13 protein-coding genes are annotated in these 18,566 nt (G+C 39.1%); 1 reads left to right on the top strand and 12 read right to left on the bottom strand.

The window, feature by feature from the left end; translation table 11 throughout:
• Window positions 1-79 precede the first annotated feature (79 nt).
• The 3 genes from B0169_RS17775 to B0169_RS17765 form a co-directional block, all read right to left on the bottom strand.
• On the bottom strand, window positions 80-1,135 hold the full coding sequence (locus B0169_RS17775; protein WP_077288253.1) for an efflux RND transporter periplasmic adaptor subunit: 1,056 nt from the start codon (window positions 1,133-1,135) through the stop codon (window positions 80-82).
• Window positions 1,136-1,145: 10 nt separating this feature from the next.
• Window positions 1,146-4,274, bottom strand: a complete 3,129-nt coding sequence (locus B0169_RS17770) for an efflux RND transporter permease subunit (protein WP_077288252.1) — start codon at window positions 4,272-4,274, stop codon at window positions 1,146-1,148.
• A 510-nt stretch (window positions 4,275-4,784) separates the two neighbouring features.
• Window positions 4,785-5,969, bottom strand: a complete 1,185-nt coding sequence (locus B0169_RS17765; RefSeq protein WP_077288251.1) for a BaiN/RdsA family NAD(P)/FAD-dependent oxidoreductase — start codon at window positions 5,967-5,969, stop codon at window positions 4,785-4,787.
• Between the two features lie 455 nt (window positions 5,970-6,424).
• Here B0169_RS17765 and B0169_RS17760 point away from each other — a divergent pair, with 455 nt between their 5' ends.
• On the top strand, window positions 6,425-7,951 hold the full coding sequence (locus tag B0169_RS17760) for a DUF4397 domain-containing protein (protein ID WP_077288250.1): 1,527 nt from the start codon (window positions 6,425-6,427) through the stop codon (window positions 7,949-7,951).
• Between the two features lie 134 nt (window positions 7,952-8,085).
• Here the strand turns inward: B0169_RS17760 and ftnA are convergent, their stop codons facing one another.
• From ftnA to B0169_RS17715, 9 genes are all read right to left on the bottom strand, one after another.
• On the bottom strand, window positions 8,086-8,616 hold the full coding sequence (gene ftnA / locus B0169_RS17755; protein ID WP_077288249.1) for a non-heme ferritin: 531 nt from the start codon (window positions 8,614-8,616) through the stop codon (window positions 8,086-8,088).
• 245 nt (window positions 8,617-8,861) lie between these two features.
• Window positions 8,862-9,335, bottom strand: a complete 474-nt coding sequence (locus B0169_RS17750; RefSeq protein WP_077288248.1) for a peroxiredoxin — start codon at window positions 9,333-9,335, stop codon at window positions 8,862-8,864.
• An 88-nt stretch (window positions 9,336-9,423) separates the two neighbouring features.
• Window positions 9,424-11,358: a methyl-accepting chemotaxis protein gene (locus B0169_RS17745; RefSeq protein WP_158077124.1), complete on the bottom strand. Its 1,935-nt coding sequence runs from the start codon at window positions 11,356-11,358 to the stop codon at window positions 9,424-9,426.
• 380 nt (window positions 11,359-11,738) lie between these two features.
• A complete protein-coding gene (locus tag B0169_RS17740) occupies window positions 11,739-12,050 on the bottom strand; it encodes a DUF3325 domain-containing protein (protein ID WP_158077123.1) in 312 nt (103 codons plus the stop codon).
• Between the two features lie 89 nt (window positions 12,051-12,139).
• Window positions 12,140-13,681, bottom strand: a complete 1,542-nt coding sequence (locus B0169_RS17735) for a PepSY-associated TM helix domain-containing protein (protein WP_235838627.1) — start codon at window positions 13,679-13,681, stop codon at window positions 12,140-12,142.
• A complete protein-coding gene (locus B0169_RS17730) occupies window positions 13,681-13,974 on the bottom strand; it encodes a hypothetical protein (protein WP_077288244.1) in 294 nt (97 codons plus the stop codon). The genes B0169_RS17735 and B0169_RS17730 overlap by 1 nt, the downstream gene beginning before the upstream one ends.
• Before the next feature lie 67 nt (window positions 13,975-14,041).
• A complete protein-coding gene (locus B0169_RS17725; RefSeq protein WP_077288243.1) occupies window positions 14,042-16,183 on the bottom strand; it encodes a TonB-dependent receptor in 2,142 nt (713 codons plus the stop codon).
• Between the two features lie 88 nt (window positions 16,184-16,271).
• A complete protein-coding gene (locus tag B0169_RS17720; RefSeq protein ID WP_077288242.1) occupies window positions 16,272-17,609 on the bottom strand; it encodes a sensor histidine kinase in 1,338 nt (445 codons plus the stop codon).
• Window positions 17,606-18,292 carry a response regulator transcription factor gene (locus B0169_RS17715; protein WP_077288241.1) on the bottom strand — a complete coding sequence of 229 codons (687 nt, stop codon included), beginning with the start codon at window positions 18,290-18,292 and terminating at the stop codon, window positions 17,606-17,608. Before B0169_RS17715 ends, B0169_RS17720 begins: the two co-directional genes overlap by 4 nt.
• Window positions 18,293-18,566: the final 274 nt, after the last annotated feature.

Here is an 18,566-nt window from a genome sequence, read left to right as displayed (position 1 = left end):
TTGATGGTTTAAGCAATAGCGTACAATTTCAAACCACATTCACAAAAAACGCTCCACAAGCCAAGCTTTCTAATATTAGTTATTGCACAACAACTTGTTGCCCTTCATTCAAACGCTCAGCGCCGCGAATAGCCACGTTGTCTCCGTCTTGCAGTTCACCTTCAATACTCACTCGATCAAAAGTGCCATTGCGCACAATTACCGGTAAACGATGTACTTTATTATCAACACCTATTTTCACGACATAAGTACCGTCTTTACGCAAAATTAAGGCATCACGGTGTACGGTTAAGGTGTTTTTAGAGGCTTGAATTGGTACGGTTACTTTAACAAGTTGACCGGCAGCCCATGACTCATTTAAATGTGCAGGAATATTAATTCGTACTTCAAAGGTTTGTGACTTAGCATCAGCACTTGGGATTAACGCACTAATCTCAGCACTAACTAATTGACCGCTAGCGCTGACATTTAAACTTTGACCTTTACGAATAAAAGCCAAATATTTGATTGGCACGTACAGACGTACTTCTAAATGCTCTGTATCGAGTAATTTTAGTAAAGTATCGCTGCGATTAACGTCAGTACCAGCACGTACGATGCGCTCAGTAATAACGCCTGAGAATGGCGCGGTGACATTGGCGCGTAGTATCTGGTCATTAATTTGCTGTAACTTTAAGTCCGCAATTTCAATATCCGTTTTAGCTAAATCATACTGTGACTGGGTTTGATCAAGCTGGAACTGTGATGCAGAATTGCTTTGTTTAAGCTTCTCTAGGCGCTGAACTTCATTCTGTAAATAGTTAACATTAATTTTTGCACGTTTTAATTGCGCTTGTTGCTCCAGCTGCATGAGTTTTAAAGGTAATAAATCCATTTTTACCAATACATCACCTGCTTGTACCATACTACCGGGTTCAGCAAGCCACTCAATACGACCATTAACTCCAGCTGTTACTGGCACATGTGAGCGACTGTGTATTGTTGCCATTAAGTCAGTGGTAGCGCTTAAACTCATTGCTTTTACTTGATCCACTTTAACCGGTTTAGGTGCAGGGCTATTGGCCGCTATGGCATTATTTGCAAGTAATATACTGGCACTAAATATGGCGCTAATAATTTTTTTCATTGTAAACATGGTGCTTCCTTTAGTGATTACTTGCTAATGGTGCTGGCTTGGTATTTAGCTCGGCAGTATTATTTGGTTTATGATCAGGAGTATTGTTTGCTGAATTTTTTTCATTAAGTCGTAATAAACTCGGAAATAATACCAAAGTAAAAATAGCACTGATGGACATACCTCCGACAATTACAGCCGCTAAACCTCGATAAATTTCACTGCCAACTCCCGGCATCAACATGAGTGGCAGCATACCGAATAAACTGGTTAAGGTACTCATGTAAACAGGACGAGCACGAATGCGAACGGCTTGAGCAACCGCATTGTGTGTAGATAAGCCTGCGCGTTCACCTTCTCTCGTTTGATCAACCAATAAAATAGCATTGTTAACCACTAAACCGAGTAGAATGATAAAACCTATCATAGTCATCAAATCAAGTGATTGAAAAGTAAATACATTTAATAAATTTAATGCTAATACACCACCCGCCACAGCCATCGGCATAACTAACAACACAAGTAAGCTATCTTTGGCAGACTTAAATAGTGCCGTCATTAATAAAAATAAAATGAGTAGCGCTAAGACAAAGTTCTTCAACATATCGTTGATAGCTGCAGCCATTTCATTGGCATTACCACTGAGTAGAATAGAAGAGTCTGCAGGTAGTAGAGCTTTCATAGAAGGTAAAACACTGGCTTCAATTGAGCTGAGTGCTTCTTCAAGTGACATATCTGCTGGCGGTGAAACTTGCAAACTGATAGTACGTTTACCGTCAACGCGGCGTAGCTGTGTCGGGCCTGCTGTGCGAGTGATCTCGGTTAGCTCACCAATGGTTTGAACACCGGCTAATGGAGAATGAATGGGCAAAGAGGCAAGTTCATCAGGTGTATTCCACTGTTTACCCCGTAAAATAACATTCACACGGTCGTTACCATCAAAATATTCACTGACAAACAGCCCACTGGTGTATGCCCTAACAGCATTAGCAACATCACGGCGAGTTAAACCGGCTTGTGAGATTCGTTGATCATTAGGTACAAGTTTTAGTTCTGGTTCAGATAAGCTCAACCCTGGATTAGGAAAAGCGGTTGTACCAACCATGTTGTCATTAATAGCGTCAATGCCTGCTTGCGCAACAGCCATTAACCGTTCAATGTCAGGGCCTTTAATGTCAATATCTATAGTGCGACCATTGCCGCCTCCGGAAACATTAATCATTGATCCCCGGAATATAAAAACCTGTGTGTCGGGTAAGTTAGAGAAAACTTTAGTTTGTATTTCTTGCATCAACTCTTCAACGCGTGTGGGATCGTCAGAATAAATAAACCCGCCAGTTGAGCCTGAGCCAAAAGAGTAAAAGTTATAGCTTTTAATTTTCGGCATTTTTTCACCGCTCAAATAAGGTGCTAAACGCTCTTTTACCAAACTGGCAAACTCATGCTCAATAAAGTCGACATTGCCGCCAGGCGGCATATTCAAACTATAGAAGAAACCATCGGTTGGTGCGCGTGGCATAAAATCAGTTTTAGGCATCATCAATACAGTAACGAGTATTGAGCCGCCGAGTAGGGTAGCAATCCAAGTCAGCCGTTGAGTTGATGACTGGGTTAATCGCATGACTAAGTGAGTTAACTTTTGCCAATAATGCGCAAAAGGATCTGGAGTTTCATCGGCTTTTAACCAGTACTTACTGGCAATGGGAATAATAGTAATAGCTGATACCAAAGAAGCAATAACGGCAATAGAAAGGGTTAACGCCAGATCAGAAAACAATTGTCCCTCAATACCTTTCATAAATAAAATAGGTAAAAATATCGCGACACTGGTTGCGGTTGATGCAAATAATGCTCCTGTCACTTGTAAAGCTCCACGCATTACTGCTTTCTTACTGTCCATGCCTAAACTGCGCAGTCTAACAATATTTTCTTGTACGATAATAGCGGCGTCTAACACTAAACCAACAGAAAAGGCTAAACCAGCTAATGAGATAACATTTAAACTACGATCAAAAGCAGCAAGTGCAATAAACGACACCATTAATGACACCGGAATAGTGGCTGCAATAATTAAGGTGTTGCGTACACCTCTTAAAAACAGCCAAAGAATAATTAATGCTAACAGCACCCCTAAACCTAGATTGTTTTGGACAAGTTTTATGGCGTTGCGAATATGTACAGAAGAGTCAAAACTTAACTCGATTATTAAGCCTGCCGCTTTCATAGGCCCAGCGTTAAGCTCTTTAACCGCAATATTAATTTCATCGAGTAGCGCAACAGTGTTAGCGTCATTTTGTCGCTTTAAGGTAAAATAATAAGATGGTTGACCACTACGTAAGTTGAAGCCAAAGCGGTCGACTAAGGTGTTTTCTACGGTGGCAACGTCTTTTAAATAAATGGGTCTATCACCACTGAAGCTAATAATCATTTCGGTGAGATTCTCGACACTATACTGCCCAGAAAAGCGCACGGTATATTGTCGACGACCAACATTAGCTACCCCTGCAGATACATCACTAGCGCGCGCAATGGTGGCACTGATATCTGCTATTGATAAACCAAGTGCTGCTGCTCGCATAGGGTCAAAAGTAATGCGTAATTCGCGCGGGCGTGAACTATTTAAGTTAACTTGTCCCATTCCCGGAATACGGGCAAAGCGTGGTTCAACGACATCTTCAATTAATTTCTGATATAAGCCTAAATCAGTATTGCTATTATCAGGCAAGGTTTTAATCATCAAAGAAGCCGTATTTGGTCCGCCACGACCACCACCGGACGACACTACGGGCTCTATAGCGTCTAAAGGTAATGGTGGTGCTTGATTCAGGTTATTAATTACATCAAGCATCGCTTGTTGCATATCAGCACCTACGTCAAAAGCTAGCGTTATGTTACCAAAACCACGTTGAATACTCGTGGTTACCTTTGTTACACCTTGAGTGTTTTTTACAACATTTTCAATGGGTTCAATAATTACCGACTCCATTTCGGCAGGTGCAGCACTACGCCAGCCGGTAGAGATAGTAATTTGTGGTTGCTCAATATCAGGGGTTAATTGAATCGGTAGTTTAAATACGCTCATTAAGCCAAACACCATGACTAAAGCAACAATGACAATGACAGCGGCCGGATTTTTTAAAGCATTGCGCGTTAAGTTCATTCAATTATCTCAAAAATTATACTGACACTAGTATAAATTGTTCAGCTATTCAGTGCGCGCAAGCTTAGGGTAAAGTGCCAGAATCTTGCGATAAAAAGCACTTTGGATACATTTGATTACATTTATATACATCGGTGTATTATTCGGAAATTATATCCGTAAAATTCGTCGAACAACTTTTTGGACTTTGCATTCTTAACATATGGATAGATAGAGTAGGCAGTGATGAGGTCACAATATGAGAGCCTCTCTATGTGTTTGCCTTTTTAAAACTCATTTATGACGAATGACTGCTGTGGTGGTTTTTGAGGCTGTCAGGCTTGGGAAAAATCTATTTACCAAAAGTGTCTATTCAGGCTTGAGCTAATGCATATCAAGCTTAGTTTGCTCAATATTGTTTACGTTTATAATCGAATAAAGCAGTCTTTAACCTACAAATAGATGGTAACGAACCATCTATTTGTATCTAGTTAGATCTGAACGTAGCTGTTTTCATTCTGAACTACTACACTAAACCGCTTGCCCACACGCAACACCGCTGCTCCACGCAAACTGAAAGTTGTAGCCGCCTAACCAGCCGGTTACGTCGATGGCTTCACCAATAAAAAATAAGCCTTTTGCTTTTTTTGCTTCAAAAGTTTTTGATGATAGTTCATCGGTATCGACACCACCTAAGGTAACTTCTGCTGTACGGTAACCTTCAGTGCCGTTAGGTTTGATTTGCCATTGATGTAAATATTGTTCTAGATAGGTAATTTCGTCATTACTGATTTGATTGATAACTTTGTCTGTGATGTCTTTTTGTTTGACTAAGGCCTCGACAAAGCGTTTGGGTAAAACAGTGGCTAACATATTTTTTAGTGATTTTTGGCCACTGGTTTCACGCCAATCACTTATTAATTCTTCAACTGGAGACTCAGGTAGCAAGTTGATGGTTACCGCTTGCCCAGCACGCCAAAATGATGATATTTGCAAAATGGCAGGACCAGATAAACCACGATGAGTGAACAAGATGTTCTCTTTGAATTTGGTGCCATCTTCGCTGCTAACTTCAGTTGGCAGGCTAATACCTGACAGGCCGTCAAACTTTTGTTTATCATGATCATGCAAAGTAAAAGGAACTAATGCTGGCGTGGTAGGTAAAACATTGAGGCCAAATTGCTCCGCAACTTTATAAGCAATAGGGCTCGCCCCTAATTTCGGCATAGTTAGACCACCAGAGGCGATCACTAAAGATTCACATTGGTAGCTTTCGTTTGTTGTAACAATTTCATAACCGGTGTCGCTTTTGTTAACTGAAATTACTTCGCTACGCAAAGCCACTTCTACACCTGCCCATTCACATTCGGTCATCAATATATCGACAATGTCTTGAGCGCTGTTATCACAAAATAATTGCCCTAAGGTTTTATGATGATAATTTAGGCCATGACGATCAACAAGCTCAATAAAATCTTGTGCGCTATAGCGGCTAAGCGCTGATTTAGTAAAGTGTGGGTTCTGGCAAAGATAGTTTTCAGGGCTAGCGTTTTCGTTAGTAAAGTTACAGCGACCGCCGCCAGAAATTAATATTTTTCTGCCTGGTTTTTTCCCCATGTCTAGTACGGTAACACTACGGCCACGATAGCCTGCGGTAGCGGCAGCCATTAAGCCTGCTGCACCCGCACCAATAATAATTACATCAGAAAATATCAACGAAACAACCCAGTCTATGTTTTAGATAACATTATTATACTTGAGATGATTCAGTAGAGCGATAAGATAAAATGCTAGGTATTATTTTTAAGAGCTGTTTGAAGCCATTATGATGTCCGTAATAAAGTTATGTGTTTTTAAATAGCCAAAACTTATTTTTTCATGTCATTAAGCCGCACATCATTACTGCTGATTTATCTCAATAGCTCTTTGTTGTGGTTTGCTTTTATACTTGTTTATTTTGATTTTATAGCGCTATTCTGCAGCCCTTTATTTTTCTGGTGTGTAAAGAAAAGTATGGTTAAGTAAAGAAATGCAAAGATGATGTGATCTTGAGAACTAACTCCTAAAATATGGCTCTACAACATGCTTCTTCAGCTGTTTTCAGGTGAGAGCATTAATGATCTGCCGGTAGTTCTGTGCAGTAATGGCCATTAACTTTATTGGAAAAATATATGAGTTCTAAATCCCACCTGTTTTCAACTATTTCATCTTCAACAATACTACTGTTTGCCTCTGTGTTCGTGCTTGCTGGTTGTGGCGGCGGTGATGACGACTCTGACGTTGGTTATGTGAAGTTTTATAATAGTTCGAAAAATGCACCAGCAGTCCTGCTGACTATTGACCAAGATCTTGAGTCAGATGATGACGATGATGATGATAATTATGAAGTTACCTTTAATGGCGTTGAATATACCGAAGCACTGAGTAACTTCGAGGTAGAACCACATACTTATTTTTATGAAATGGGTTGGCAAGACGAAGACAGTAATGACCGTGATGATTTAGCATTAATAGCAGAGGGTCAAGTAACAGTAACTAAAGATAATATACAGCTATTAGTATTAACCGGTGACATTACCTCAGCACAAGTTGAAACATATAATATTGCCCTCGTTGATGATGATGAAGACGAAGATAATGATCTATTTAACTTACGAATATTAAACTTACACCCTGACTCTTCAGGTGTTGATGTCTACATGTCAGAGTCTGATGAAACTTTCAATGAAGCAACATTGGTAGGGCAATATAATTATAAGCAATTATCAGACAACCAAAAATTTGAGCAAGACGAATATATTTTCTATGTCACCAAGTCAGGCACTGAAGAGGTATTATTTACGTCAAGTGATATTGATTACGCTTACCCCGCACAATATGTGATGATAGTACGTGAGAACAGTGGTTCAGGTAATTCACCTTACGCACTAGATCGTGTATCTAACTCCTCAATAACTGAATATTTAGATACTGATTCAGAGGCAAGATTCAGAGCTTATAATGCCATTACAGAGCATGATTTGATTCCAAACTACACAGGAACATTCGACGTTTACATTAATGGTGTTGACGATGAAGCCGAGATAAAGGCACTTGAGCGTGGTGATTTTAGTGAAACAAAAATTCAAAATAAAGGTGATTACAGCTTAGATTTGTTAATTCCAAATACCACAGAATCTTTGTTGAGTAACCATTTGTTAGGTTTAGCTGAAAATACCAATAAAACTATTTTCTTCTATTTAAATGAAGAAGATGTTGACCTTGATGGTGACGGTAATGTTGATGAAGATAATGATGGTATTGTCGATGAAATTGAAGTGAAAATTCGTTCTCTTGTGGTTAATAACAGCACACGAGAAAGTATCTACGATCACCAAATTACCATGATAAACTTGGTTGATAGCGATGATTTTAGCTTAGTTAATTTCTATTTTGTCCGTAGTGACGAAACTATAGAAACAGCGCTGTATAATCGCAGTGCAGCTTATACTCAACCTGAATCTGTTTACCTACAGAACAATACTTATCAAGTGTTTGCCGTAGCTAAAGTTGATAGTAGCGATGTAATTCTTTCAAGCTTTGAACTGGTGCTTAATGAAGAATCAGAAGAATTATTTTTAATCGTTGAAGCCGATATTAATGAGCCTACAGGTTATCGTACAGAAATACTAAAACAAACCGATGACGAAGAAGAATAATGCTTATTACTGAAAAATAGCCTTGTAGCTTGTCATCAATAGAAAACAATAAAAAGGCTTACTTAATTATTTAAGTAAGCCTTTTTTTGTATGTTTTTCGCTACTATGTTTTTCGTAACGTTAATATTTTGTATCTACTGGCCAGATGCCGTGGTCATAATACTGCCGCCGCCAGTTTTTGCCATTTCAGCTAAGTCTTTATCAACAAAAAATAATGCATGGCCGTCGTGACCTACCAAATTGATTTTGTCTAAAACGCTTTTAAATAAAGTTTCTTCTTCGTGCTGCTCGGCAACATACCATTGTAGAAAGTTAAAAGTAGAATAATCTTGGTTACTAAATGCTTGGTGCGCCAAGGTGTTAATGTGTTCAGTAATTTCACATTCGTGCTGATAGGTTTTTTCAAAAACATCGGCTAATGATTCAAATTCATGTGGTGGCGCATCAATGGTACCTAAAATTGGTAAGGCGCCTGTTTCACTGACATAAGTGAATAAGCGAGTCATGTGGTCCATTTCTTCAGCAGCATGTTTACGCATAAACATTGCAGCACCTTCAAAACCTTTTTCTTCACACCAGGCGCTCATTTGTAAGTACAGATTAGAAGAATAAAATTCTAAGTTGATTTGTTTGTTTAACTGCTTAACCATTTCAGGTTTTAACATTGTGCTACCTCGTTGTGCGTTTTATCACATAAATTATGTTCGGCAGTGTGCGTGAATATGTAAATAAATTCAAGTGATATATTCACTAAATCCCTTATAAATCAAGGGGTACAGGCAATGATAATGGTTTTTATTTATCTTACTTTAACGTTTCAAATAAAATAGTTCGTTAAACATAGTAATAAAAACCGTGGGGCGATTAAAAAAGGGAGCATGGCTCCCTAGTAGTTTGCTGAAACAGCAGTTTATAGCTGGCTTAAAATGGTTTCGGCGTTACTAATTTCAAATTCTTTCGGTTTTTCAATGTTTAAGCTTGTAACTACGCCGTTGTCGATGATCATTGAATAACGTTGAGAACGTAAGCCACCAAATGCTGCAGTTTCCATTTCTAGACCTAGCGCTTTTGTGTAACTGCCATCGCCATCCGCTAACATCATCAGGTTTTCAGCATTTTGCGCTGTTCCCCATGCGGCCATAACAAAAGCGTCATTAACAGATAAACAAATAATGGCATCAACGCCTTTAGCCTTTAATTCATCAGCTGAAACCACATAACCTGGTAAATGTGCTGCCGAACACGTTGGGGTAAATGCACCCGGCACAGCAAACATGACAACTTTTTTATTAGCAAAAAGTTCTGAAGTATCATGGCTGATCATCTCACCATTTTTTAATTCTTGTAATTGCCCACTTGGCATAGTCGCATTGACTTGTATCATAGTGTGTCCCGTATAAAGTTAGAATGAATAATAGCTAAGTGGCTATTACTTCATAAAACGGCTTTGATAGCCATCAAAATTATTAACTTTAGCTTGCCTGCTGCAAAGTTTCGCTGATACCTGAAACATGGCTACTCACGTCTTTCGCAATATTTTCAGCTAACTCTTGTGATTGACCGACTTCTTGATCAACATTGCTCATTGCCGTTTCAAAGGTTATAAAATGCTCTCGTTGTAAGGTAATTTGCTCTAAAGTGTTTAAGGCAACTTCAGCCGAAACTTTAGCTTGGTCAGTGACCTCAATCGCGGTTTTTTGTAATTCATCAGCAATATTTTTCTGGTTAGCTGACGCGGTTTCTATGTCAACAATGGTGGATTGAATTGAGTTAGTTGCACTTTGTAATTGCTCAAGCTTGGCTGAAATTTGTTGCAATGACTCTTGGGTTTTACCGGCTAATTGTCTGACTTCATCAGCTACTACAGAGAAGCCTCTGCCATGTTCACCGGCTCTAGCGGCTTCAATAGCAGCATTTAATGCGAGTAAGTTGGTTTGGTCAGCAATGGCGGCGATAACATCCACAATAGAGGTTACGCTGTTAACTGATTGTGATAGTGAGGTAATGGCGGTTTTGCTTTGTTGCGCGGCAATATTGGTTGATTCACTGGCTTTTAATACTTGCCCGACTCGCGCTTGACTTGCTTCCATTGCTTGTTGTGTGGCTTGGGCATTGCCGACCACTTGACCAGATAAATCATTCACTGTTTCCGTTGCTTGCCCCAGTGCAGCCATAATTTGACGTGCGCCTTGTACATGTTCACTGGTGCTGGCGGAAGACTGATAAATATTGTGAACTTGGCTTTCCATCGCTTTTAGCGCGTTAGCTACTAGGTCAAGTTGGTGGGCTTTTTGCCGATCATCATTGGCGAGTTTATTGACCATTTCATTAAAGCTAGATGATATTTCACCCAGTTCAGTTTTAACCGAAATCCCTTCAATGTTATCAACTTTACCTTGTTCAACTAAGGCGACAAAGCTATCGCGTAATTTGCGTAATGGATTTAAAATAACCGTACGCTGTAAGGCATAGTTAGCCACTAAGAAAAATATTAAAAATGTCGTTAAACCGATAACAATCAACATTAATTGTTGATTTAACTCTTTTTGTTCATCAACGATGGTTGTTTCGCCGGTCAGAATTATTTGCTCTAATGTTTCTACATCCGTAACGAGTTGTTGAAGGCCTGCTTGGCTGCTCAGCTTGAGAGTTAAGGTATTGTTAAACTCATTAAGGTACCTATTGCTAAGCGATCTTAGCTCATTTATTGCTTCGTCGGCTAAGTCTTCATTATCTTCTTCATCAGCAAAAAAATCATCTTCATCCACTTCATCATATATGGCTAAAGCAGGCATTTTTTCTAATTTTTGTATTAAATTCTTTAATTCATCAACAATAATATTCAGATGGTCAGCACGTTTGGCATCGGAGGTGAAAAACTTCTCTCGACTGTGGATTAGCTCATTTAAGCTTTTGGCGATTAGTTGATTATTAGCTAAGTAATCGATACGTTGTTGCGTGCTCAACTTTTGGCTTTGTTGCGAATATTCAGCAAGAGCAAAGGTTAACGACAACATGTTTTGTTCGGCATTGCGAAGTAACGCTAGGGGATCACCACTTAGCTTGCCTAAAGCACGATACTTAGTTGTTATATCATGATCAAGTTGGGCCGTTTTTTCTTCAAGGTGCTTGGTTAAATCGGGTAAATTCAGTTTTTTGCTCTGTTCGTTGATTAATGCCAATTGCTGTTGTGCTTCAGTCAGTAAAGCAGCATCGCCAGATTGTAAATACTGTGCAATGGTGCGATAAAAGCTAACTGTAGTTGCTGACTTTAGAGCTTGGTAGTCGGCGAGTTGTGCGCGACTGGTAGTAAGTGAATTGCCAACATGATACATGGTGGTTAAAAAAACGGCCGCAAATAAACTGACAGCGATCACTGATACTTTTGAAAAACTTGAAACTCGCACTGGCATCCAACCCTGTAACTAACGTTAACGTTTCTGAACGATGCCGAATTTTCACGTTTTAATATGACGGTTTGGTTACGGTTAGATGACACTCGTGTGACAAATCTATCGACTATGACGTTTCAAAACAACTTAGATGCGTCGAGGTACCATAAAAAGGCGCATTTAAGTGCTGAGTGACTATATATAACATTTGAGTTTAAAGGAGTGGTTTAAGCTTATAGCAGTAGTGGTCATTTGAGACTTAAAGCCATAACCCCATGCACTGACCCTAACTATAACTATGGTTTAGCAATTCATATTTTATGCTGTTCATTTCAAGTTTATACCGACAAATTATGCCACTTTCCAGCACATTTATTTCATCTCATGTTGTTTTGCTAAAGTGTTAAATCTTTAGGTTTGAAGGGGATAATTACAAACGCTAAATAGTGTGGTTTGTATGTTAATAATACAGCTAAAAATGTCGATACTAGGGTGGCTGTTGCTAAACTATAAACCAAACCTAATGCCCACCCCCAACTATATACCGCGTAAATAATGGCAGTCGTCAGTAATAAATAACCACTGATTCTAAAAGTTAAAACGGTACTTTTAGCCAGTCGTTGAGCTTGACTCATTACTTGACTGTAATGACGAGTAAGAGAGAGGCTTAACAAGGTAAAAGCAAGCAGTTGCAGTAATATTTGCATTAAAATTAACATAGTAGAATAAGGTCTCTCATCTTGTTTAGCTTTTGCTGCATATTATTCGTATGCAGCATTTTATTAATAAAACGTTGTTAGGCTTGTACTGTTTTATTGTCTTTGTTTTTTATTAAAGCAGCTGCAAGCGCAAAGCAAGCGGCAAATAACAACATGATTAGGTCAAATCCTAACATCAACCAATCACTGTTTTGCGCACTGGCAAGCAAGCTATGCTCAGTGGTTAATATATTACCGAGGGGCAACAGTGCGTAAGCAATTGCCGCGATCCAGAGCATGCTTTTCCAGACTTTATCCGTTGAACTTACCGCACAAAAACAGATACATGCCGCGAATACTATAAAGAGAGAATGTACCTCCCATGCGGCACGATTTACCATTGCTAATGGTAATAAGCGATTACTCCAAAAATAACCCGCAATGGCAATAGGTAAACCCACGATCACTGCCGCATTTAATCTGTCGATTAAGTTGATAAATATTGTCTGTTGTTTTTGGCGTTTTTTCACCCAGATAATCATGCCTGAAGCTATCATCGCTGCACCGAGTAATCCTGAGATAAAATAAAGCCAACGTAAGTAAATATCTGCAAATAAGCCTTCATGTAAGTGTTCTAATATGTCGTATACTTTTGCTGCGCTGTGGGCTTTACCCAATGATTTTTCTAGTTGAACTTGACCATTTACCATGCGATAAGTCATCAGTGTTGCAAACTCTAGACCTTCATCACCTTCAAACCAAACTTCAAAACCGGGCTGTTCGGTATTACGGTCAATTAAGCCAAGATAACTGACGTTTTGATTCTCATAGCGCGCTTTCGCATCGGTTAATATGGCTTTAAGGGATAGTTCTGTAGTATTTAAATCAATAATTTGTTGCTGCTTATCCTCTACTTGCGATTCATCGTAAAACTGTCGATGCATTTTTTTACTTACGCCGTAGGTATTATCAATGACGGGAAAAAATGATACACCCATCAATAAAATAAGGCCGCTGTAGGTGATCATTAAATGAAAAGGCAATGGCAGTACGCTAAAAACATTATGAATATCTAGCCAAGAACGAAGCCCTTTACCTTTTCGAAAAGTAAAAAACTCAATGAAAATCTTTTTGTGAATAATCACCCCAGTCACTAAGCCGATTAACATAAATAATGTTGCTAAACTGGTCACGAGATAACCGATGAGAACGGGCACATAATGTAAGTTATAATGCAGGCGGTACAAGGTTTCACCACCACTGGTTTTACGGGCGGTAATAGTGTTGCCCGTATCAGGAGACAGGAATTTTTTATGCCATTGTCGAGCCGTACCTAATTCAGCGTTGGCGGGCTGCAACCACGAAATACCAATATAGGGATCACGGCCAGTCGGATAACTTATATACCATTGTGTGGCATCAGCAGCTAAAGTATCGAGTTGTTGCTCGGCGCTAGTTAATACTGAAAAATCATCTATTGGTTTGTTAACAACCGCTATTTCAGGCATCATCCAACGATCGATTTCATTCTCAAAATAACCGGCACTACCGGTAACAAAAATGAAAAATAATAGCCAAGCAAAGGCAAACCCTGCCCACGTATGCAACCAGCCCATAGACTGTCTGAATCTAGGTTTCATTAAACAGAAATTCCATTAAAGTAATGATTAAAGCAGTACACTAATAAGCAGGGAACAAGCACGCCAATACCAGCGCGAAGTGTTGTTTTAGCAGCAAAGACAAATATCACGGTTAGGGTATAGATAATAAAAGTGCACATTAATCCGGTGATAATGCTATTAATTTTATCGCCAGGTAAGTGCGTTGCAATTAATACCGCACTTAACGCTGATAATAGGTAGCCACCAACCAAGGCAATCAGCACACGGCAGGTGACATTAAAGGTAATTAAATGTTTTGTTGTGAAGTTCATAAACTGGCTCATACCTACAGTAGGTGTTCATAAAATCATGCTTTACGAACACCTAATGCCAAAGTGATTAAAATTGATATGAAGCCGTTAGACGAATATCTCTGCCGGGTTCTTTAATACCCACAACACTTTCGTAACCGGGTATATGCCCATAGTCGGCAATACTGCCATGGCTGCGATATGTCTCATCAAATAAGTTTTGTACGGATAAATCAAACCTAAGGTTATCAATAGGCTCATAAGTTACATAAGCATCAAATAAATCATAACCAGGCTTGTCTATTGTTTCTAATTCAGTTACCCAGCCTAGCTCGATAGAGCGATGAAATACGTCAATGTTATTTAAGTTTGCAACATGGTTATAGTTCATACCTAGCTTGATTTGGTCATTAACTTGGTAATTAAAATGAATATTAAATGAGTCACCTATGGCATTACCTAAGCCGCCATATTCATAGGCAGCCATATCAACACCATCGAGTATGACCGTACTGTAGCCTGATGCGTCATCTGCATCTGGCCAAATAAATGCAGCATTATTTAGCTCAACATTATTGTGGTTATAACTGAAAATCACATCAAATTTATCACCTTGATAGCCAGCAACAAGTTCAACACCTTTGGTTTCTAAATCGCCGATATTTTCATAATACACCCCTTCGCCGCCTTTAAATTTGTCAAAAACGACATCGTTGATAACGCTTAAATAGGCCGATGCTTCAAATAACCAAGTGCCATCGTTATAAATTAGACCCAACTCAGTGTTATCAACTTCTTCAGGCGCAAGGTTTTTATTCGGTGTTAACTCGCCAACGGTAAAAGCATCGGCAACTTGTCTGCCTCGTAACGCTTGGGCGTAACCTGCTGACAGTTTTACTGTTTCTGTAAAGCTATATTCAAAGCCAATATTACCGCTAAAACCATCTTGTTTATCCGTAGAAAATTCATCTGTCGATGTGATTGGATCACCACTGGCATCGGTTTCAACAATCCACACACCATCAACCTTTATCCAGTTTGCTTCGACACCACTGTGTTCAAGATCATAAGCATCATAACGAACACCAAAGCTTAATAATAACTCATCAGTCAATTGCCAGTGGTCTTGCACATAGACACCCGTTACCGTGCCTTTTTCATCAAAAATACCACCAAAATCTTCATAAGATTGAGAATGTACTTTATCTACTTTTTGCTCAATGCCGTAGGTCAGGCTATGCATGTCTATATCACTAGTATTTCGAATATCAAAACCGGTAGTTTTAATTGCAGCATCCCAGGTATAAAGTTCACGCTTAAACGATGACTCAGTACTGTAAAGTGTTGTTTCAAGGTTTACTAAATCATTAAGGTACCAAGCATGATTTAAGACCATGGTTTCGCGCTTGCCCCATGATGCAAATAGGGGGTCATCAGCTAGTGGAGCCCAGTTAGTTTGCTTGCCAAATTCGCCTTCTTCTTTGCGGTTTTCATAACTTAATGAGAGCGCTTGGTTTTCGGTAAGTGCTACATCTACCTTAATAAAACCAAGTGTCTGATCAGCAGCAGTCCCTGGTATTTCGTTGCCATCTCCGTCATCCATATTGTTGCGGCTAACATTCACGTATGAAGCAAGCACACCGACATCATCAGTTAGCTTGCCATATAGAGAAATACTCTCTTTGTGACCATCATTGGTGAAATAACTTGCTTTTGCTATACCGCCAAATTGTTCATCTTTGCTCAGTAAATCGTCAGCACTTTTGGTTTTGAATCGAATAGCGCCACCTACGGCACCCGTACCTGATGTTGCCTCACCAGCACCTGCTTGTACTTCAATACTTTGTAAAAGTTCAGGCTCTATGGCTACACGGCCAATATGATGAAATAGCGTACTGGTTTGCGGTGCACCATCAACGGTGACATTGACCATTGAGTCTTCCATGCCGCGTACAAAGATTTTTTGCGCAATACCTAATGAACCGCCTACGGTAACTGAAGGGGTATGACGAAAGATATCTTCTAAGTCGTTTGCTTGATAATTTTCTAATTCTTCTGGAGTAATTTCTGAATTGGTCGTTGCACCTACAATGGTGATTCTTTCAATTTCTTTGTTTTTCGGTTCGGTTTCAGTTTGCTCAGCATATACATTGGTACCACAGCAAACAGCTATAATAGCGCTGGTTATACTATTCTTTAAAAAATTTTTTCTAGTGAGTAAAGATGACATGGGTATATCTCAAGTGACTGTTAAATATCTAAATGAGAATTATTACTATTTGTAACAAATAAAGATACGACTTTTACATTTGTTACATTTAAGTCATAGGGATTATAATCACAACCACTAAGCCACTTTTTGGGTGATTATCAGCACTTATTTTTGCTCGCACACTGTTCAGGTGGCGTTTCGCCAGAGCCAGCCCAAGCCCAAAGCTATCACCTTCAGCTATGTGAGCATTATCCACCCGAAAGAAGGGGTTGAAGATACGTGCTAAATACTGGTCTGGAATTCCCGGTCCTTGGTCGATAATCTTGAGGCAATAATGTTGCTCACACGGCTTTAATTCTACCTGTACCGATTTACCAAGTGGCGTATAACGTAAAGCATTACGAATAACATTTTCTATCGCTGAGCCTAACGCTTTATGGCTACTGTTACAGATAATTGCATTGCTTGGACCATCGAATGTGAGCTTTCTGTCAGGGTATTCAAATTTTGCATCGTCAATCAACACATCAAGCAAGTCGACTAAATCGACATCTTCTTGTTGAATAATAGGTTTTTCATTTTCTAACCACGCTAAGGTAAGCGTCTCTTCTACTAATTTTCTAATGTGCTGAGACTCTCGACTAATTCGTTCTAAATGATATTTGCTCTCTTGAATTTCAAAACTATTTACCGCTATATCTAAGCGAGTTAAAGGGGTTCTTAGTTCATGTGATAAGTCTGAAATAAGCTCTCGTTGGTTTAATATCAGCTCACCAATACGACTAGCCATTTGATCAAAGGTTGAGGCTAGATGCGATAATTCATCGTTGCGATTACCTAAATGCTTTTTAACGCGAACATTATAGTCGCCTTCGCTAAACGCGGTTGTTGCTTTATCAAGGCGACGTAACGGTGTAATGATATGTCGATAGAGTAATACTGACAGTAAAATCAAAATTGCTAGTGGCATAAAAATTTGCATCGCCATACGTGTGGTCAGCCAATAAGTGCCAGGGCGCATCCGTTCAGGCAATTTAATCAAAAAACTCACATCGCCTTGTGAAAAAGGTAACTCCATGATTGGGTTGTTTTTAAAATATAAATGGATTTTCCAATCAATACTACGACCATAATGATAATTACCCCCGTTACTATTTTTGGGCTGCTCACCAGCAATATGTATAGCTTTAAAGCCTGCAACAGCAACCCGAGTGTTCTCTTCACGTTTAATAGTATTAAGTAAGTTTTCAAGTTGCTGCTGCTGGCCTGATAAATATAAGCGCTCCGCTTCTTTGCCCCAGGCTTTTAGCTGCATACGGTCTTTTTCAGCGATAAAACTCATACTTTCTTCTGTTTGGGTGGTTAGAGCATTGAGTGCATAAAAAAAAGCGACTAAACCAGTCGCAAGGATAAGGCATAATTTCCACAGTATTTTTCGGTTCATTTAAAGCAATATCCTTTGCCATGTACTGTTTGTAGTCGTTCACCTAGCCAATTTGCTTCATTAAGTTTTCTCCTCACACGACTTAAATGCATATCTAAACTGCGATCATAAGCACCTAGTTTTTTATTGAGTACGGCTTGGTATAAATCGGCTTTACTGACGATTATATTTTTTTGTGAAACAAGCTGCCAAAGCAGTTTAAATTGAATAGTGGTAAACTCTATTTCTTGTTGATTGACATAAATGACTTGTTTATCGGCATTAAGTGTTAGGCCATCGATAGTTATTTCTGTTCTACTTTTAGGTTTAGCATTAGGTTGACTGCGCCTGAGGATACTTTCAATTCTCAGCAATAATTCTTGGGTGTTAAATGGCTTAGCGACATAATCATCTGCCCCATGACTTAAACCCAAAATACGCTCTTCTTCAGCACCTTTAGCCGAAATCATAATCACCGGTTGTTGGCTTGTCTCTCGAAGGGTTTTTAATAATGAAACACCATCTAATTTCGGTAGCACTTTATCGAGTAAAATAAGATGGTGCTGTTGCGATAGAGCTGACTTTAAGCCGCTAATACCATCAAAGCATTGCTCTACGCAATAGCCTAGTTTGACGAGTAGATCGGAGAGGTAATTATTTAACGTACTATCGTCTTCAATTAATAAAATACTAATTTTTGACATAAGCCATCCAAATCGATACAAATGATAATTATTATCGTTTAGATGATAGTCACATTGGTACTTGAAGTAAACACTTGATGTCGTCTTAGTATGAGTCTTGTTTTTTATTGAGTCTCATAGCAATGCAGGGGAGCGATAAACTGAAAGTTTCAGATGCAGTTAAATAGGGTCATGTTGATACAGGTAGCTGCACTTATTTAGTAAAGTGAACATCAGATGTTTATCTGAAATAATCTGATGTTCATCACTGCCAAGTTGTCGCTAAAATCAAAGG

The organism is Cognaticolwellia aestuarii, from assembly GCF_002000025.1.
Classification (GTDB): domain Bacteria; phylum Pseudomonadota; class Gammaproteobacteria; order Enterobacterales; family Alteromonadaceae; genus Cognaticolwellia; species Cognaticolwellia aestuarii.
This window is presented reverse-complemented; position numbering and strand designations above follow the sequence as displayed.